Source organism: Pedobacter ginsengiterrae (assembly GCF_039537385.1).
GTDB lineage: Bacteria > Bacteroidota > Bacteroidia > Sphingobacteriales > Sphingobacteriaceae > Pedobacter > Pedobacter ginsengiterrae.
Genome location: NZ_BAABAK010000003.1, coordinates 519,938 through 538,543, shown reverse-complemented (window position 1 = coordinate 538,543; position 18,606 = coordinate 519,938). Strand labels below are relative to the sequence as shown.

Sequence of the window (18,606 nt, the reverse complement as noted above, 5' to 3'; positions counted from 1 at the left end):
GTATTGAATTACTATGGAGAAATTTGAAAAAATAAAAGAACTGCTATCAGCAATTGAAGCTGATGCAGCAAAGTTTTTATGATGCTGAAAATGCTTCCGCTGGTACCAGGGTGCGTAGCTGTTGCACAACTAGTATTTACTGATTTATATCCATATTCAATAAAAAAGGTCAATTCTCAAGTCGAGAATTGACCTTTTTACTTAATGTTTTTAGTTGACTAACCTACTACTTCGTAAAAGGTGATAAGGTTTCCATAGAGATCCAATGTTGCCAGGTCGCGGTAGCCCCAATGCTGGTGCTCAACAACCGAATCCTCGCTGTGAAGCACCCCTTTTAGTTTATATTCCTGATAGAGTTCATCAATTCCCTCGACCTCGACCCTACAGCTTGCCATACTTGCGATGAAAGTTTCTGCTCCAGACCAGATAAGTGGTGAGAAAAGTGCCAGGCTCCTCAACTTCCAACTTTTGTCGCACGCCTGCCAAAGATGGATTTCAACACTTCCACCTACCAATATGGCAAAGCTTTCTTCTTGGTGGCGAGCAACAAAGCCCATTTTTGACTGGTAAAAGTCTAAAGCCTTTTTAATGCTGACAGCAGGGAGCGCTGGAACACTATTCTTGAAATTGACCATTCGTTTTTTATCCTATAACTTAAAGTTACTGAATTTAGTAGTACTTTTTGCGGAACCAGAACGCAAGATTAACGAGTGCAATCAACGCTGGAACTTCTACCAGTGGGCCGATCACTCCTGCAAATGCCTGACCAGAATTGATTCCGAATACAGCGATAGCAACAGCAATTGCAAGTTCAAAGTTGTTTCCCGTGGCCGTAAAGGCAATCGAGGTACTTCGTGAATAATCTGCGCCGAAGTATTTGCCCGCTAAGAAGCTGACCACAAACATAATGGAGAAGTAGATTACAAGAGGTATGGCAATGCGAACCACATCAATCGGTATCTGAACGATCAGGTTGCCCTTTAGGCTGAACATAATCAAGATGGTAAACAATAGCGCTATCAGCGTAATTGGTGATACGAGCGGTACAAACTTGTTCTGGAACCAATCTTCACCCTTCAGTTTGATCAGACAGTATCTACTGATAATGCCCATTGCAAACGGTAGACCCAAATAAATGCCCACGCTCTTGGCAATCTCGCCAATTGTAATATTTATCTCTAGGCTTTTAAGTCCAAAATATGGCGGAAGAACGGTAATAAAAACATAGGCAAAAACGCTGTACAACAATACCTGAAAGATGCTGTTCAAAGCGATCAGCCCTGCCGCATATTCACGGTTACCCTCTGCGAGTTCATTCCACACCACGACCATCGCAATACATCGGGCAAGTCCGATCAAAATCAGCCCCACCATATATTCGGGATAGTCCCTTAAAAAAGTTATTGCTAAAAAAACATGAGAAGCGGGCCGATGATCCAGTTGAGCACCAGTGAAACAGTAAGCACTTTTGTGTCCTTGAACACTTCGCCCATCTTTTCATATCTCACCTTTGCAAGCGGGGGATACATCATCAGGATCAGTCCGATGGCCAGTGGTATGTTCGTTGTTCCACTTGAAAAGGAATTGATAAAGTTCGATGATGTTGGTATGAAGTAGCCAATACCGACACCAATTGCCATCGCCAAGAATATCCAAAGGGTGAGGTAACGGTCAAGGAAACCCAGTTTTTTCCGCTTGATTATGGGTGCACAATTATTTGCAGACATCAGCGCTTTAAGTTTTCGCTAACAAAGTTTTGTGCGTACTTGCGGATCATCTCCCTTACCTCACGGAACTGCTCCATCACTTCTTCTTCTGTTCCGATAGCTTTGGCGGGATCGGGAAAGTTATAATGGAACTTTACTGCATTGGTGGGGAAATAGGGACAGCTTTCTTTTGCATTATCACAAACGGTGATCACGTAGTCGAAATCGATACCCATGTATTCATCAATGTTGTTGGAGGTATGTCCAAAAATGTCTATTCCATCCCTTTTCATTATCTCGATGGCCTTTGGATTTACACCATGTGTTTCTATTCCTGCGCTGTAGATTTCCGCCTTATCTCCTGCAAAGTATCTTAAATAACCTTCAGCAATCTGGCTCCTGCAACTGTTCCCTGTGCAGAGCACTAATACCTTTTTCATAAATTTTATTGTTAAATGATTGTTTTACTGCTTCTTTCCAAAAGCACCGTATCCCTCCAAACTTCGTTCTGCTTTCCAATTTTTTCTCTAACGCCGAGCGTCCTAAAGCCTGCTTTTTCATGGATGCGAAGGCTACCGGTGTTTTCGGGAAATATACCTGCCTGTAATGTCCATATTCCTTCTATCTCACTCAAGGCAACAAGTTCTTCTAAAAGTGCAAGCCCAATTCCCTTTCCAGATTGCTCGGGGTCAACATATACGCTAACTTCAGCTACCCCGGCATATACGCAACGTGAAGAAACGGGAGTCAATGCTGCCCATCCGATCAAACTTCCATTTTCTTCAGCAATAATCCTGCAAGTGCTAAGATGCGAGCTGTCCCATTCTTCCCAAGAGGGTGCGCTGTTCTAGAAAGTGGCATTGCCCGTTGCAATACCCTTTTCATAGATTAACTTAACCTGCTTCCAATCCGATGGCAATAGTTTTCTTATTTCCATAACAAAGGATTAACAGCAACCGCCACCAGGAGTACAACCGTTCGCCACACCAGCCAGATTGACCATTCCCTTTTTTGGTGTTTCTTCAACACCACAAGCTTCCCTAGCAAGGCAAGCTGTTTGTTTGGCAAGCAACAGGAAATTCGTTCCATCATAACCAAGATCATATTTTCCAATGGTTCCAGATTGGTATTCCACTTCGATTTCCAGGTCTTCCATGCCCAATACCTTTTCCGATAGAGAAATGATGTTCAGCAATTTTCCCGCTTTCAGGCGATGCTCGTAGTCATCTGCATCCCATAACTGGAAGTTTGCCACTTTCTCATGGCGCACCTTTCCTCCACAGTCGATGAAGTCTTTTGTGATGACACCTACTTCTGTTACATGGAAATGCTCTGGTACGGTTTCTCCGTTTTCTACTTGGAAATTAACTGATTCAGCTGCTGCCAAGACGGTTTTGATTTCTGATAGTCTCATATATTCTCCATTTATGTATCGTAATTTTGCGATAGATTCACTTAAAAAAAAGGGTCAACAACAGCCCTTGGGAGCTACATAGGATCCCATAAAATCTCCAAAGAGCTTTTGCAAAAGGCTCCACGTTTTCGGTTCTATGCAGTAGCAGACCTTCACCCCATCGATCGTTCCCTGTATGATACCCGCATTTTTCAGCTCTTTCAAATGCTGTGAGATCGTTGCCTGCGCAAGGCCCAGTTCTTCCACGAGGTCACCACATATACAAGCATTCGCAGAAATGATCTGTTGCAAAATCGCAATGCGTGCAGGATGTGCAATTGCCTTCAAAAGTGTTGAAAGCTCGTTCTGCTCCTGCGTGAATATTTCTGTCTTTGTAAGTCCCATAATTTTATATCGCAATATTACGATTGTAATTATTGATATACAAATAATCTATCGTTATTTTACGATATATTTATTTAAACAACTGACTATCAATTATATAATTTGTATTTTTGCTTATGCAAGGTAAGAAGAACTATCAGGAAAAGCTTTTCATCAGCTTTCAACTTTCAGACTATATCCCCGCAGATAATTTTTGCAGACGTTTAAAGGATATACTCGACCTCGACTTTGTTTACAGTGCAACGGATGTTTTCAGTTATAAATCTGCTTGGACTAAAATATTGTGTTAAATTAAAAACCAAGCGGTTTAATTGTGTCTAAATTCTTTAGGTTAAATATACATAACTTGATTTGAGGATCATTTAGCCATGGCCACTTCTAGTCGTGGCTTTCTGTATTAACTATGTTAGATATTGGTAAAGAATTGAAGTAAGCGGCTGCAAATCTAATTGGTCAGATAAAGTGTCAAGTTAAATATTGTTCGAACTCTGGGTTGCCAATACAACAAAGCCAAATATTTTGATGGCCCTGTCGTTAGCAATAATTTATAGTTAATAACTAACCTTTAGTCAGCTGTTTTGATAAAACTTTCTTCTTATAACTTTCCAGAAAGCTATTGACCATACCAGCGAAGAGCGTTTTTTTCTGGCGGGCATTTCCAATAAAATCTTGGTATCTCACAATAGCCTGTTTTAAACTAAATTCTTTTTTTAAGTCCTTTTCCATAATCTCTCCTTTTTAAATGGTACATCATCGAAACTCAACGAGTTCGGCTTATTGGCTAGAAGTCGAGTATCGATGGTTTTTACATACAGCAGCGTGTATGTTTTTGTATATCTGTTTGATAATAAATGTTTTATATTATATTAACGGAAATTTAGGCACTTTGTTTTACCCAAATGTTGTATATCGTTTCAAGTAGGGCTACAGCTCTAGGATGTACAATTCATAACTTTTATTACCTAATTCTTAAACTAAGAACTATAGATTCCCTTCTTCTAGCTCTCTTGGTTCCTGTTAATTTCATCCATAAGTGCCAGTTGGCTTTTTTGTATTAATACCCCTTTTTTGTCTTTGTTCAGCTAATGAGTCTTCACGGACATTTTGATCTTCCTTTAACAAGTATTTGCGTTAAACTTATTTGTATCTGAATCGTTAGAGAAAACAACATTAACTGTAGCTCAAATGCTATATGTTTTGTTCTAATCCAAATTACTTCTAAAAAAAATCTTTTAAACCTTTTGCTTTTTAAAACAAAAGTTTTTATATTCGTGTACGTTAACGGTCGTGTTTTTAAGTCAGTTAATGAAGACCAAATATAACTCCACAATAAAGCACAAATTTTTTTACAATAGTTACGTGTACGCACACTATTTGTGTTGTTTGTTTTAACTATTATTATTAATTATAAATAGGGTAATGAGAATAAGGAAAAATATAAATATTGTTGAAGTAGGAAGTTTAACCAAGAAACAAACTTTCATCTCTACTTTAATTTTAGGAGGACTGTTTTTTATTTTCGGTTTTGTAACTTGGGTAAACGCAATTTTAATTCCTTATTTTAAAATAGCCTGCGAGCTCACTCACTTCGAATCTTATTTAGTTGCTTTTGCATTCTATATTTCCTATTTCGTAATGTCTATTCCATCTTCATACTTATTAAAATCTGTTGGTTTTAAAAAGGGAATTATGTTTGGGCTTTGGATAATGGCGGCTGGTGTTTTTATTTTTATTCCTGCAGCGTTAACTAGAACGTATGGCATTTTTTTAATGGGGTTATTTACAATTGGCTGTGGTCTTGCCATACTGCAAACAGCGGCCAATCCTTACATAACCATATTAGGATCTATAGATAAAGCCGCAAAACGTATCAGCATAATGGGGATATGTAATAAAGCTGCGGGGTTAATTGCACCTTTAATATTTGCATCTGTCATATTTAAAGTAACTGATAGTGAGGTTTTAAGTCGAATTCACACAATGGGAGGGGCGGAGCGAAGTGCTTTTCTTGATGAGTTGGTACGAAGGGTTATTTTTCCTTATACAACTTTAGGTATCGTTTTAACCATTTCGGGTGGATTTATAAGGTATTCTCCGCTGCCGGAAATTAATACCGAAGAAGAAAATTCTGAACTCTCGGTTATCAACGCAGACAAAAAACATCTGTTTCACTTCCCGTATCTCATCCTAGGTGTTTTAGCCATATTTCTACACGTTGGAACTCAGGTAATCGCCATTGATACTGTTATAGGTTATGCAAATTCAATGGGAATCCAAATTTTAGAAGCTAAAGTTTTCCCATCATACACACTCTTCACTACAATTATTGGTTATGTATCTGGCATAATCCTGATCCCACGATATGTTTCACAAGTAAATGTATTGCGTGCTTGTACATTAATTGGTGCGGCGTTAACACTGCTAATTATTTATAGTCACGGCAGCTATATCATTTTAGGGCACAAAGCAGATATTTCTATTTGGTTCATCGTATCACTTGGTTTAGCTAATTCTCTGGTTTGGGCTGGGATTTGGCCACTTGCACTAAATAATTTAGGGCGGTTTACAAAAGTTGGCTCTTCAGTGTTAATTATGGCTTTGTGCGGAAGCGCCATTTTTCCTCTTTTATATGGCTATGTGGCCGATTTATACAATGAAAGAGCAGCTTATTGGATACTCTTTCCTTGCTATCTGTATTTAATGTTTTACGCATTTTACGGACATAGGATCACCTCATGGCGATTGATCAAAATTAATAAATAAATGCAGGGTTAATTTTCACCCTCTTGGAAGCACTAATTAGACTAACCAATAAACAATATAAACCAAACACTAAATCAAAAATGATAAAATGCAGCTAACTCACATCTAAAATTAAATAGGCCATTAATGCATAACTGGCATTAAGAAATAAGCCTGTTGCCAATAAATCAGGGCTTGAACCTGAATTAATACTAACTAACCATTCAATTCTTAAACGAAAAAAAATGAAAAAACAAATAATGCCAGCGGCATCCTATTTTTTCGACTTTTACAAGGTACTGAAGATCAAAAATTATTTTTTCCTTGCACCGCTACTATTAGTTTGTGCAAATGCATCAGCAAATAATTTAACAATTGTAAAAAATGCTGATTTAACTACATCCACCAAGTCGAATTTTAAACCATTAATCAAATCAATATTTGATGATGTTCAGATAAAAGGAACAGTAAAGGATGAAGGCGGGCCGATTCAGGGGGTTGTTGTAACCGTATTAGGAACTAAAATAAGTACTTATACTGACGCCAAAGGTTATTACCAATTAAGTGCACCAAAGGGCGCATTACTCAAGTTTTCTTATGTCGGTTTTACCGACCAAACTATAACAGTTTCGAACCAGACTGTTATAGATGTGCTAATGAAACCAGATAATGATAAGTATAATTTAAATGATGTAGTGGTAGTTGGTTACGGAACACAGAAACGCTCTGATATTACTGGATCAGTTAGCTCGGTACCAAAAGAAAGATTGTCGCAATTACCAGTAACCAATGTGCTTCATGCTATGGAAGGTGCTACAGCTGGTTTAAAAATTACACAAACATCTTCAGTGCCAGGAAGCTCGGCAGGTGTATTGGTTAGGGGAGTAAACTCTATAAATGCAAATACGGCACCTTTAACTGTAATTGATGGAGTACCTTTTAGCAATCTTGGTGGCTCGATGAATGATATCAATCCAAATGATATTGAATCAATTGAGATTTTGAAGGATGCTTCTGCTGTTGCTGTTTATGGAACAAGAGGTTCTAGTGGTGTAATTTTAATTACCACAAAAAGAGGTAAAACAGGAGAACCAACAATTCGCTACAGCGCGTACGCAGGACCAGAATTTCAAAATAAAACTTTAACACCTTTGAATGCGGAACAGTATGTTCAGAAATATCTTGATTTTTTAAAGCAAAGAAATCAAGCACCGACGGCTACACCTGTACCAAATCAATACGAAATTGAGAATTATACTGCGGGTAAAACAACCGATTGGATGAAGGAAATTTCTCAAAATGGATTTATTCAGGATCATAACCTTAGTATTTCTGGAGGAAGTGAGCGTATAAAATATTTTGTATCTGGTGCTTATCAAAAGCAAAAAGGTGTTTTAAAAGGTTACCAGTACAATCGTGCATCTTTCAGATCAAATTTGGATGCAAAACTAACAGACTGGTTAACAGCTGGAACATCTATATTTTTTGCAAATAATAATACAGATGGAGGAACCGTAAGGTATTCTGCAGCGATGCAAATGAGTCCTTATGGTCGTGAATATGAGGCAAACGGCGATTATACAATTTTTCCAATGTTCTCCGAAACCAATTTTAGAAATCCTTTACTTGGACTGAATTCTGACGTAATTAACAGAGATAAAAACCTAAATGGAATATTTTATGCAGAAGTAAAACCAACATTTATAAAAGGATTAAAGTACAGATTAAACGCAAATTACGCGTTTTTACCTTCGAGAACTAATACTTACAGTGGCGTTGATGCTGGAGATACATTTGGTGGCACCGCTGGACTTAGCAATGCCGAAACCAACAGCTGGATTGTTGAGAATATTCTTACTTACGATAAAAACTGGGGTGACCATCATTTAGATGTAACAGCGCTTTACAGTGCGCAGGAAAAACAATACACAACCAACGGCACAACTGGCAGAACATTTATTAATGATGATTTATCATTTAATAATATTGGCGGCGCAAGTGTAGTTACAGCAACTTCTTTTTATAGCCGAGAAGCATTGGTATCTCAAATGGGAAGAATAAATTATTCTTACAAGAGCAAATATTTGTTTACCGCAACAGCGAGAAGAGATGGATATTCAGCATTTGGATCTGGAACAAGCAAGTATGGCTTATTTCCTTCAGTTGCAATTGGATGGAATATATCTAATGAAAACTTCCTTAAAAATGTAAAGCAAATTGACAACATAAAATTTAGAGCATCTTATGGTACTTCAGGTAACCAGGCTGTAGGTGTTTATCAAACGATTACCACACAAGGCATAACTAAATATGTATATAATGGTGTAACTGCAATTGGCTTAGTTTCGAGCTCTTTACTTGCAAATGGAATCTTAGGTAACGTTAATTTAAACTGGGAGAGTACAAGAGGTAGCAACTTAGCCGTAGATTTTTCCCTTTTCAAAAACAGGATTAGTGGTACTATCGAAGCTTATCAAACCCGTACTAAAGATGTATTGTTAAGTCGCAGGCTGCCAACAATTAGTGGTTATTCTAGTATTTTCGACAATTTAGGAAGTGTAAAAAACAAAGGAATTGAGGTTACTTTGAGTACCATTAATATTAAAAAAGATGATTTTACATGGTCTAGTAATTTTAACTTCTCTGCCAACAGAAATAAAATTGTTTCTCTTTATGGAGATGATAAAGACGATATCGGAAACAAATGGTTTATAGGAAAACCCTTAAACGCAATTTATGATTATCAGTTGGCTGGTGTATGGCAGGTTGGTGAAGATCCATCAAAAGTAGATCCAGGTGCAGTACCAGGAAGTTTGAAATTTGTTGATATCAACGGCGATAATAGAATTACAGAAGCCGATAAAATTTATCAGGGAACAAGTTTACCAAAATGGACTGGTGGTATGAACAACACCTTCAGGTATAAAGCCCTTAGCTTAAGTGTGTTTATACAAACTTCGCAGGGTGCAAAAGTAAACAACCCACTATTAAACTTACAAACTTACGGCGGGCGTGTTAATATCCCTCAGGAAGTTTCTTACTGGACACCAGAGAATGGAAACAATACACAACCATCGTTAGTATTTACCAATCCAAGACTTTATGCATACCCAAGTAAGCAAAATTACACCCGCATAAAAGATATAACCATCAGTTATACTTTCAGTGAGAAAACCCTTAATGGACTTAAACTAGGTAGTTTAACTGCTTTTGCAAGTGGTAGAAACCTGCACACATTTACAGATTGGGTTGGACTTGATCCAGAATTAAGCGTAAATGCAACCCAGGCAGGCGCTGCTAATGCACCACTTAGTTATGGTATATATCCATTGGTATCAAGTTTCGTTTTTGGCCTAAATGTTACCCTACGTTAAAAAAATTAAAAGAAATAATCATGAGAAAATTAACTTTTTTAGTACTTATTTTTCCAGTGTTAGCCAGCTTTCTTTCCTGTAAAAAAAGCTTTCTGGATGAAAAATCTGATTCAGCTTACTCCCCTCTAACCACCTTTAAGAATGTTGCAGGTTTGGAGTCGGGTATTGCAGGTTTGCAAGCATCAGTTCGCGAACAGTACACCATGCAGGTTACCCAATCCTTACTGGCGGTTTTCCAGGTTGGAACCGATGTTGCTTTAAACGGTTTGGATGCTGGAGAGGCCGAGCCTTTTCAAAATTATGCACTACTAAATTCTGAAAGTCCTGCTGCACTAAATTATTGGAGCTGGTCGTACAAGGTGATAAATAATGCCAATCAAATTATAAAGGGCGCATCTGATAATACCAGCGTTTTAACTACGGCACAAAGAAATTTGTATCTGGCTGAAGCCAGATTTTATAGAGCTTATGCTTATAATTTTTTAGTAACTCTATGGGGATCAGTTCCTTTAATTGATCAACCTTTAGATGTTCCAAAAACTGATTTTGTACGTGCAAATCTGGAGAGTTTAAACACGCTGATTAATGATGATTTAATTTTCGCTAGTACAAATTTACCTGCAATTGATGCGGTATCGAAGCCAGGAAGAATAAGCAAAGAGGCTGCACAACAGCTACTTGCCGAGGCTTACTTAAGACAAGGTAAAAATGATCTTGCTGAGGTACAATGCTTAAATGTAATTAACAGCAAAAAGTTTTCAATTGTTAATACAAGATACGGCGTTAAAAAGGCACTTGCTGGCGATCCTTTTTCAGATATGTTCGTTGATGGTAACCTACGTCGCAGACAAGGAAATACCGAAGCCATCTGGGTTCAGGAAATGGAGTACAACCTTCCAGGAGGTTCTTCGAGCTTAGATCAGCATAGAAGGGTTTGGGTTCCTTACTATTCTAACGTTGCAGGACTTTTAGTGTGCGATTCCCTTGGTGGTCGTGGAATTGGCCGAATCCGTTTAAGTCCGTGGGTAATAAATGGATTATATAAAGGTAACGACATGCGTAACTCTAAATATAATATTCATCGCGATTACTATTACAACGATCCTAAAAATGCGAAATTTGGTCAAAAGGTAGTTCCATTGGCTGCCGATACACTCTACAAAATTGTTCCCTCTACAACTAAATGGAACCATTATCTTGATGCAGATCCAACGGGTAACGGTTCTTACAAAGATTTAATTATGATGCGCTTAGGCGAAACTTATCTTTTACTTGCTGAAGCTCAGTTTAAACAAACAAAACTAGCAGAAGCGGCCATCAGTATTAACGTGCTGAGAACTCGTGCAAACGCTGCTCAGGTAACCGCTTCGGATATTACACTCGATTTTATTTTAGATGAAAGGGTAAGAGAACTGATTGGTGAAGAAAATCGGAGAATGACTTTAGCTCGTACTGGCACATTGGTAGATCGATTGAAAAAACTGAATTTCAAAGACAATTCAACTGTTCAAGCGTATAATCAGTTATTACCAATTCCACAAAGTGAAATTGACCTGAATAAAGATGCCAAATTGGCTCAAAACCCAGGTTACATACGATAATAAACACATACAGGCAAAAAACACTGGTGGGGTTGATCAGTGCTTTTTTGCCCGCTCTCAAAAATTAACGTCTCTCAACTTTTAGAGGTTAGCTTACAATGAATTTGAAGAAAATAATTTTAATAAAAAATGCGGATACCAGCAATAGCCTCTATTAGCCAAAGCTCTGATATCCAAGAAGTATCAGAGCTATTAGACACATTGCCTCAACATCATATTAGTCATCAACCTTGGATTGAGTTTAAAAGTAATTGCCATACCAGTTTTGTTATTGCCCATTCTGGAGATGCAATTTTTTTAAAATATTATGTAAAAGAAGATATAATCAAATTGGCTACCCACCAAACAAATGGGCGGGTTCACAAAGATAATTGCGTAGAGTTTTTTGTTGCTTTCGAGTCACAGAAAAAATATTACAACATCGAAATCAACTGTGCGGGCGTTGCTTTAATAGGTTATGGCGAAGGAAGATTAAACCGAAAACTATTGGATGAAAAGTTGATAAACAAGATAAATGCACATATTAATATTCAAACAGCTCCACTAAATAGTGGCAATAAATATAGGTGGCAAGTTACGGTAATGCTGCCAATCGAAGTATTTGAAGAGAGTAATATTGGCAGTTTAAATCAAAAAAGTGGCTTAGGGAATTTTTTTAAATGTGGTGATGATTTACCGAACAAACATTTTTATGCCTGGAGTAATATTGAAGCTAAAAAACCTGATTTCCATTTGCCCCAATTCTTTGGAAAGCTTGAGTTTAGTTAAAAGTAGGCCGCAAGGTTTACTGAAGAAGAAATGAACATCTACATATGAAAAATATTAAAATAATTAATGGTCATATTATAACTCCGTACCGCATTATAAAGAACGGTACGCTGCTAATAAAGGATCAAAAAATAGAAGAGGTAAGTCAGGTTGATATTGAAACTAATGATTATGAGATTATCGATGCCAAAGGAAATTATATTGCTCCAGGTTTTATTGATATTCACATTCACGGCGGCGGTGGTTATGATTTTATGGATGGAACCGAAGAGGCTTATCTTAAAATTGCTCAAACTCATGCTAAATATGGAACAACGGCCATGGCGCCTACTACGTTAACCTGTTCTAAACAAGATTTGCTAAAAGCAATTGATTTGTACAAAAGCGCAATGCTTAAAAATACACAAGGTGCACAATTTATTGGTTTACATCTGGAGGGTCCATATTTTGCCCTCAATCAAAGCGGTGCACAAGATCCGAGATACATCCGAAACCCTGATATAGAAGAGTATAAAGAAATAATTGATTATGGGCAGGATATTATTAAACGCTGGAGTGTTGCACCCGAACTGCCAGGAGCAGTTGAAATGGGTAAATATCTAAAATCGAAAGGAATTATAGCGGCAATTGCCCATACAGATGCAATTTACGAAGAAGTTGTAGAAGCCGTTGAAAACGGTTACAGTTTAGCAACTCATCTTTATTCGGCAATGTCTGGGGTAAGTAGAAGAAATACTTATCGCTATGCTGGGGTAATAGAAAGCGCTTTTTTAATCAATTCAATGGATGTAGAGATTATTGCAGATGGGATACATCTTCCGCCGCCATTACTAAAGTTAGTTTATAAAATTAAAGGATCAGAGCGAATAGCGCTTATTACTGATGCAATGCGGGCAGCTGGAATGCCAGAAGGAGAAAGCGTTCTTGGAAACAAGGATACTGGCTTAAAGGTAATTGTAGAAAACGGCGTGGCTATAATGGCAGATAGATCTTCCTTTGCAGGAAGCGTTGCAACTGCCGATAGACTTGTTCGCACAATGGTAGAGCAGGCAGATATCTCTTTGTTAGAAGCAGTAAAGATGATTTCGAATGTACCTGCAACCATAATGGGCATTTCGGATACAAAAGGCAGCTTAACTGCGGGTAAAGATGCCGATGTATTAATTTTTGATGAAAAAATCAATATAAAGAAGACAATCATCAAAGGAGAAATAATTTATACAGCAATCGATTTTAATAACTAAGAAGAATTTAATGAAAGAATTTATAAAAAACCTGCTTACGGTAAAGATTTTTGAGAGCAGAAATTTGATGGGAGAAGCTGTGGCGAATGCCGTGAGTAGAAAAATAAATGAGCTTTTAAGCAAACAACATTTTGTAAACATAATTTTTGGAGCAGCGCCCTCTCAAAATGAATTTTTTCAGGCGCTTATCAAAAAAGATATAGAATGGTCTAGGTTAAATGCTTTTCATATGGATGAGTATATAGGTCTCGATGCAGATGCTCCGCAAGGGTTTGGTAATTTTTTAAAAGATCGCTTATTTACCAAAGTACCTTTCCATTCGGTTAATTATATCGATGGTAATGCTGCTGATTATAAAAAAGAATGTTTACGCTACACCGAATTGTTGAATAAATTTGAAACGGACATCGTGTGCCTTGGTATTGGAGAAAACACACATCTTGCTTTTAACGATCCGCATGTTGCTAATGTAAATGATCCATATTTTGTTAAAAGAGTAGATCTCGATCTACAGTGCCGAACACAGCAGGTAAATGATGGCTGCTTTAAAGAATTAGATGAGGTACCCACACATGCGCTAACCTTAACATTGCCCGCGTTGTTAAAAGCTCCTTACGCTTTTTGCACGGTGCCAGGAGAAAAAAAGGCAAAAGCCGTTCAGCTTACATTAACTCAGCACATAAGCGATGATTTGCCTTCTACCTTATTAAGAATTCATAAGCAGGCAGTTCTGTTTTTAGATGATCAAAGCAGCGCTTTACTCGATAATAAATTTTAATAACCTCGAACGAGCATTTGAGGTTTAATATTTTCTAACCAAAATAAACTCAACAGAAATGAATTGCGAATTAACAACCGAGCAAATAAACTTTTATCAATCTAATGGATTTATCGTTATCGAAGATTTTCTCTCTCCTGAGGAATTAGCCGAATGGCGTGAAGCGGTTACTGAAGCAGTAAAAGAAAGAAACGGACTTAAAATGCCTGGCAAAGAAGCTAAAATGGGTATGGATGATGGTATAAATAAAGATTCAGAGTATTTTTCTAAAGTTTTTGATCAGTTACTTAACCTTTGGCAAACCAACGATAAGGTTAAAAACATTATGTTGGATAAACGAATCGGAAAAATGGCGGCTCAGCTATCTGGTGCAAGTGGGATTAGGATTTGGCATGATCAGGCTTTATTCAAACGCCCTTGGGCAAACCCAACTTCCTGGCATCTTGATACACCATTTTGGTCTTTTTCTGATAGAAAAGCCTTATCGATTTGGGTTGCATTAGACGATGCAACACTTGAAAACGGCTGTTTATACTTCATACCTGCATCTTTTAAAGAAACCTCATTCGAAAATAAAGGTATTGGAAAAAACATGGACGGTATTTTCGAAGCTTATCCACAATTTGCTCAGGTCGTATCGGTATCAGCAAGTATGAAAGCAGGAAGCTGTTCTTTTCACAATGGTTTAACCATTCACGGCGCTGGTGCAAATATGAGCAGTGGCTATAGAAGGGCAATGACTTGTGCGTACATGCCTGATGGAAACACCTTTAACGGAGAACCCAATATTTTGCCAGAAAGTTATTTAAAAACGCTTAAGGTTGGAGATCTGCTGAATAGTGAAGAACAAAATCCGCTGATTTATCAGGATTAGCTTATGCATACAGATTTAAGATTTTTATCTCCCAGATGGGGATACGAAAATATTCCCTGGCGCAGCTTTTTAATGCAGGTAAAAGAAGCTTCATATTCTGGAATAGAATGGTTCCCATTTGCCGAATCGGGCAATTATAAAGAGGTTCTCGATTTGCTCAACCATTACGAATTGGATTACGCCATTGTAATGGCAGTTGTTAGGCCTTATCAAACCTTCGAACTGTATTTAACCCATCTGCAAGAAGACTTGATAAAACTAATAGAAATCGGTATCGGAATTAAAGCTCCATTGTTTATAAGCGCACAAACTGGTCGGGAGTTTTTCAACGATCATCAGATTCAGCAATGTCTGGAAGTATGCCAACAGATTCAGGATCAATTTAATATACCTGTATATCAGGAAACACATCGTAATAAATGGTCTTTTGCAGCACATCGGGTAGGAGAGATATTAATGAAAAACAACACTATTCGCTTAACGCTCGATGTTTCTCATTGGTTTTGTGTTTCTGAAAGTTATTTAGAAGATCAGCAGCTTGCCGTAAGTGAGGCAATTAAACATAGTTGCCATATTCATGCAAGAGTAGGGCATACCCAAGGGCCACAAGTTTGGGATCCCGCTGCAGAAGAGTACAAAGAGGCTTTAGAGGCCCACTTGAAAATTTGGGATAAATGGGTGGCCGATAGAAGAGAAAAAAATGAACCCATTTCGATTACCACAGAATTTGGGCCAGCTCCGTATCTTACAAAGGGAGATAGAACAATCTCTTCAACTGAGGAGCAATGGAGATTGAATATATGGATGAAAGATTTTTTGAAAAATAGATACAGTTAAAAGGAACAATATGAAGAGAAAATCTTTTTTGCAGCAGAGCGCTGTTTTTTCTGCGGCAAGTTTTTTAACGTTCAATAGCAATGCTTTTTCCAGATCTATTTTTAATGGTTTAGCCAGTTATGGAAATGATAATTTTTATCAGCTATTTAAAAATCCATCAAATATTTACCGACCATTTGTTCGTTGGTGGTGGAATGGAAATAAAATAGAAAGAGCAGAACTGGCCAGAGAACTTAAACTCTTAAAAGATGCAGGAATTGGTGGCGTAGAAATATGTCCGATTTCATTTCCTTCAAATACCGATAATATGGGCATTCGATCTGTTGAGTGGCTCAGTGAAGAATGGATAGATCTTTTGAAATTTACTTTAGAAGAGGCTAAAAGGCTGGATATGACCTGCGATCTTTTGGCTGGAACTGGATTTCCTTTCGGTGCTGAATTTTTAGAAGGCGAAGAACGTGCTCAGGTAGTGGTAGTTGCGGTTAAAAAACTGCAAGGTCCGTTAAAAACAGAAATATCTCTTTTTGATCTTTTAAAAGAGGCCGATCCAGCAACTTTAAGCCCTTATAGTGGTAGGAAACCAGAAATTTTAGAAGTAAACATTGTTCCCGATCCATTAATTAGCATAAATCAGATTAAAAACGTAACCTCGAAAATATCAGACAATGTACTAAAGGTTGATTTGCCCGAAGGTAAATTTGCAGTTCATGCATTGGTAAAGATCGATGGCTTTATGAAAGTAATACAGGGCGCTCCAGGCGGTAGCGGACCAGTATTAAATCATTATAATGAAAAAGCAGTTCAGAAATATTTAAACAAAATCACTGGATCTATTCAGGATAGAATCGGTCCCCTTGCAGGTTCTATTCGTTCTTTTTTTGTAGATAGTTTAGAAATGGAAGGCGCAAACTGGACTGGCGATATGCGCTTGGAATTTCAAAAACGTAGAGGATATGATCTGTATCCTTATTTACCATTTCTACTTTTTAAAACAGGCAGAATGGGAAATACAACCGACTTGAATTATAATGTGAAAACCAGTCCAGAAATGGAGCGCATGTTAAGCAGGATGAGGTACGATTTTGAATATACGAAAGCAGAACTCTTCAGAGAAAGGTTTTCGAACAATTTTAGTAAATGGTGCACTGATAATAAAATAAAATCGAGAGCACAAGCTTATGGTAGAGGTCATTTTCCTTTAGAAGGCAGTTTTGGAATCGACATACCAGAAGGTGAAACCTGGATGAAATATGGCATTGGGGAAGAAATATCTGAAAAAGACTTTACTAAATATCCCTGGCATCTTGGCCGAGGAAATACAATGATTAATAAGTATGTCTCATCCGCAGCTCATCTAAAAGGAAAAAAACTGGTTAGTTCTGAAGAGTTAACCAATACCGATATGGTGTTTAACGAATCTTTAGAGCTTTTTAAAATTGCAGGAGATCAAAGTACTATTTCAGGGATTACTCATCCCATTTTTCATGGATTTAATTATTCTCCAAAAAATGCAGCCTTTCCTGGTTGGATAACCTACGGCGGTTATTTTAACGAACAAAATACAATGTGGCCGTATTTTAAGCACTATACCGATTATAGGGCAAGGCAATCTGCATTATTACAACAGTGTACTTTTTTTGCTGATATAGCAATAATGGCACCTACTGGCGATATGTGGAGCGAAGTCGGCGCACAAATGGAACCATTCCCTTATAGGGTTACACCATCTTATCAATTGCTAATCTGGGAATCGATACACCAGAATGGAAATGCCTGTGATTATGTTTCTGAACAGATAATTGCAGATGCCGACTTTAAGAATGGCTGGATGAATTATGGCTCAAGAAAATATCATACGCTGTTCCTAATAGAGGTGAAGAGTATTTTACCTCAAACAGCAAAAAAAATATACGATTTTGTTAAAGCAGGAGGGCGGGTTTTTTGTATCGAAGCTTATCCTCAGCAATCTTTAGGATGGTTTAATCACAAGCAAAATGATCTGGAAGTACAAAAATGGATAACGGAATTAAAAAAATATCCTAAACAGTTTATATACTTAGCTAAGCCCGCATCTAATTTTAAAGATTGGTACAAAAGTGTACAAAACGATTACAATATTAAGCCCTACGTAAAAATTGCCGCTCCGAATACTTTTGTAACACAGGTAAGGTACCAGTCTGATGATGCTGAAGTTTTTATCATTAACAATTCGAGTAGTCACAATAGTATCGATTTCGATGCTACATTCTTGCCCGAAATTACAGACAAAAGGCAAGCCTGGATTTGGGATGCGGCAAATGGTAATAAATTTAAACTGAATTTAAAGGATAGAAATTTTAAAATAAAGCTCTTCCCGGCAGACTCCAAAATTATTGTTTTCAATCAGGATAAAGATGGTGAAAACTGGCAACCTGTCCCCGAGATACCCAACCATGCACTCAGCTTAAAATCTGCCTGGCAAATGAAACTTAAACATATGGACGGAACATCCCGAAACGAGGAAATGTTAAAGCTTACTGATTTAAAGGATATACCCCATCTTGTGCATTTCGCGGGTACGGTTTCTTATAAATATGTATTGGAATTATCGAATGCTACAGATTTCTCTTATCTGGATTTAGGAAAGGTAAGTGGCATTTCTACTCTCCTTGTAAATGGACAAACTTTAGATGTAAGCTGGTACGGACGCAGGGCTTATCTCATTAAAAACTTACTAAAGGCAGGTACTAATCAAATAGAAGTTAAAGTTACAACTGTAATGGTTAACTATATGAAATCACTAACTGAAAATGCTACAGCACAGTACTGGACAAACAATAAGGGAAAAGAACAACCACTTCAATCAATGGGCCTGATCGGTCCAGTAAATTTATTTTAAATAAAA

At 37.5% G+C, this 18,606-nt stretch carries 14 protein-coding genes and 2 pseudogenes; 9 read left to right on the top strand and 7 right to left on the bottom strand.

The genetic code is table 11. The annotated features are described in order from the left end of the window. Nucleotides 1–218 precede the first annotated feature (218 nt). From ABD692_RS04390 to ABD692_RS04360, 7 genes and pseudogenes are all read right to left on the bottom strand, one after another. A complete protein-coding gene (locus ABD692_RS04390) occupies nt 219–635 on the bottom strand; it encodes a VOC family protein (RefSeq protein WP_344765266.1) in 417 nt (138 codons plus the stop codon). Between the two features lie 34 nt (nt 636–669). Then, nucleotides 670–1,493, bottom strand: a pseudogene (gene arsB / locus ABD692_RS04385) (ACR3 family arsenite efflux transporter). 233 nt (nt 1,494–1,726) lie between these two features. After that, nucleotides 1,727–2,146, bottom strand: coding sequence for an arsenate reductase ArsC (locus ABD692_RS04380; RefSeq protein ID WP_344765264.1), 420 nt, complete (start codon nt 2,144–2,146; stop codon nt 1,727–1,729). Nucleotides 2,147–2,157: 11 nt separating this feature from the next. Further along, nucleotides 2,158–2,526 (bottom strand): annotated as a pseudogene (locus tag ABD692_RS04375) (GNAT family N-acetyltransferase); the annotation flags it as partial. A 126-nt stretch (nt 2,527–2,652) separates the two neighbouring features. Continuing rightward, entirely contained in the window at nt 2,653–3,120 is a 468-nt protein-coding gene (locus ABD692_RS04370; protein WP_344765262.1) for a DUF6428 family protein, read from the bottom strand. 54 nt (nt 3,121–3,174) lie between these two features. After that, the gene (locus ABD692_RS04365; RefSeq protein ID WP_344765260.1) at nt 3,175–3,504 is read right to left on the bottom strand and encodes an ArsR/SmtB family transcription factor; all 330 of its coding nucleotides are present in this window, start codon (nt 3,502–3,504) and stop codon (nt 3,175–3,177) included. 558 nt (nt 3,505–4,062) lie between these two features. After that, complete coding sequence (locus tag ABD692_RS04360; RefSeq protein WP_344765258.1) at nt 4,063–4,230, bottom strand: hypothetical protein; 168 nt, start codon at nt 4,228–4,230, stop codon at nt 4,063–4,065. A 693-nt stretch (nt 4,231–4,923) separates the two neighbouring features. Between ABD692_RS04360 and ABD692_RS04355 the strand changes: the two genes are divergently transcribed. The 9 genes from ABD692_RS04355 (at nt 4,924) to ABD692_RS04315 (ending at nt 18,600) form a co-directional block, all read left to right on the top strand. Continuing rightward, a complete protein-coding gene (locus tag ABD692_RS04355) occupies nt 4,924–6,267 on the top strand; it encodes a sugar MFS transporter (RefSeq protein WP_344765257.1) in 1,344 nt (447 codons plus the stop codon). Nucleotides 6,268–6,491: 224 nt separating this feature from the next. Continuing rightward, a complete protein-coding gene (locus ABD692_RS04350) occupies nt 6,492–9,620 on the top strand; it encodes a SusC/RagA family TonB-linked outer membrane protein (RefSeq protein WP_344765255.1) in 3,129 nt (1,042 codons plus the stop codon). Nucleotides 9,621–9,640: 20 nt separating this feature from the next. Then, nucleotides 9,641–11,221 (top strand): RagB/SusD family nutrient uptake outer membrane protein, encoded by a 1,581-nt coding sequence (locus ABD692_RS04345; protein WP_344765254.1) that lies wholly within the window; start codon nt 9,641–9,643, stop codon nt 11,219–11,221. A 129-nt stretch (nt 11,222–11,350) separates the two neighbouring features. After that, nucleotides 11,351–11,989 carry a carbohydrate-binding family 9-like protein gene (locus ABD692_RS04340; protein ID WP_344765252.1) on the top strand — a complete coding sequence of 213 codons (639 nt, stop codon included), beginning with the start codon at nt 11,351–11,353 and terminating at the stop codon, nt 11,987–11,989. A 44-nt stretch (nt 11,990–12,033) separates the two neighbouring features. Next, on the top strand, nt 12,034–13,233 hold the full coding sequence (gene nagA / locus ABD692_RS04335; RefSeq protein ID WP_344765250.1) for an N-acetylglucosamine-6-phosphate deacetylase: 1,200 nt from the start codon (nt 12,034–12,036) through the stop codon (nt 13,231–13,233). 10 nt (nt 13,234–13,243) lie between these two features. Further along, entirely contained in the window at nt 13,244–14,011 is a 768-nt protein-coding gene (locus tag ABD692_RS04330; protein ID WP_344765248.1) for a 6-phosphogluconolactonase, read from the top strand. Between the two features lie 58 nt (nt 14,012–14,069). Then, nucleotides 14,070–14,885 (top strand): phytanoyl-CoA dioxygenase family protein, encoded by an 816-nt coding sequence (locus tag ABD692_RS04325; RefSeq protein WP_344765247.1) that lies wholly within the window; start codon nt 14,070–14,072, stop codon nt 14,883–14,885. Nucleotides 14,886–14,888: 3 nt separating this feature from the next. Beyond that, a complete protein-coding gene (locus tag ABD692_RS04320; RefSeq protein WP_344765246.1) occupies nt 14,889–15,722 on the top strand; it encodes a sugar phosphate isomerase/epimerase in 834 nt (277 codons plus the stop codon). A gap of 10 nt (nt 15,723–15,732) precedes the next feature. Beyond that, nucleotides 15,733–18,600 carry a glycosyl hydrolase gene (locus ABD692_RS04315; protein ID WP_344765244.1) on the top strand — a complete coding sequence of 956 codons (2,868 nt, stop codon included), beginning with the start codon at nt 15,733–15,735 and terminating at the stop codon, nt 18,598–18,600. Nucleotides 18,601–18,606: the final 6 nt, after the last annotated feature.

Bases quoted from the DNA above. Each gene is read 5' to 3' on its own strand.
- ABD692_RS04390 (WP_344765266.1), bottom strand. From the start codon at position 635: ATGGTCAATTTCAAGAATAGTGTTCCAGCGCTCCCTGCTGTCAGCATT.
- ABD692_RS04380 (WP_344765264.1), bottom strand. From the start codon at position 2,146: ATGAAAAAGGTATTAGTGCTCTGCACAGGGAACAGTTGCAGGAGCCAG.
- ABD692_RS04370 (WP_344765262.1), bottom strand. From the start codon at position 3,120: ATGAGACTATCAGAAATCAAAACCGTCTTGGCAGCAGCTGAATCAGTT.
- ABD692_RS04365 (WP_344765260.1), bottom strand. From the start codon at position 3,504: ATGGGACTTACAAAGACAGAAATATTCACGCAGGAGCAGAACGAGCTT.
- ABD692_RS04360 (WP_344765258.1), bottom strand. From the start codon at position 4,230: ATGGAAAAGGACTTAAAAAAAGAATTTAGTTTAAAACAGGCTATTGTG.
- ABD692_RS04355 (WP_344765257.1), top strand. From the start codon at position 4,924: ATGAGAATAAGGAAAAATATAAATATTGTTGAAGTAGGAAGTTTAACC.
- ABD692_RS04350 (WP_344765255.1), top strand. From the start codon at position 6,492: ATGAAAAAACAAATAATGCCAGCGGCATCCTATTTTTTCGACTTTTAC.
- ABD692_RS04345 (WP_344765254.1), top strand. From the start codon at position 9,641: ATGAGAAAATTAACTTTTTTAGTACTTATTTTTCCAGTGTTAGCCAGC.
- ABD692_RS04340 (WP_344765252.1), top strand. From the start codon at position 11,351: ATGCGGATACCAGCAATAGCCTCTATTAGCCAAAGCTCTGATATCCAA.
- nagA (WP_344765250.1), top strand. From the start codon at position 12,034: ATGAAAAATATTAAAATAATTAATGGTCATATTATAACTCCGTACCGC.
- ABD692_RS04330 (WP_344765248.1), top strand. From the start codon at position 13,244: ATGAAAGAATTTATAAAAAACCTGCTTACGGTAAAGATTTTTGAGAGC.
- ABD692_RS04325 (WP_344765247.1), top strand. From the start codon at position 14,070: ATGAATTGCGAATTAACAACCGAGCAAATAAACTTTTATCAATCTAAT.
- ABD692_RS04320 (WP_344765246.1), top strand. From the start codon at position 14,889: ATGCATACAGATTTAAGATTTTTATCTCCCAGATGGGGATACGAAAAT.
- ABD692_RS04315 (WP_344765244.1), top strand. From the start codon at position 15,733: ATGAAGAGAAAATCTTTTTTGCAGCAGAGCGCTGTTTTTTCTGCGGCA.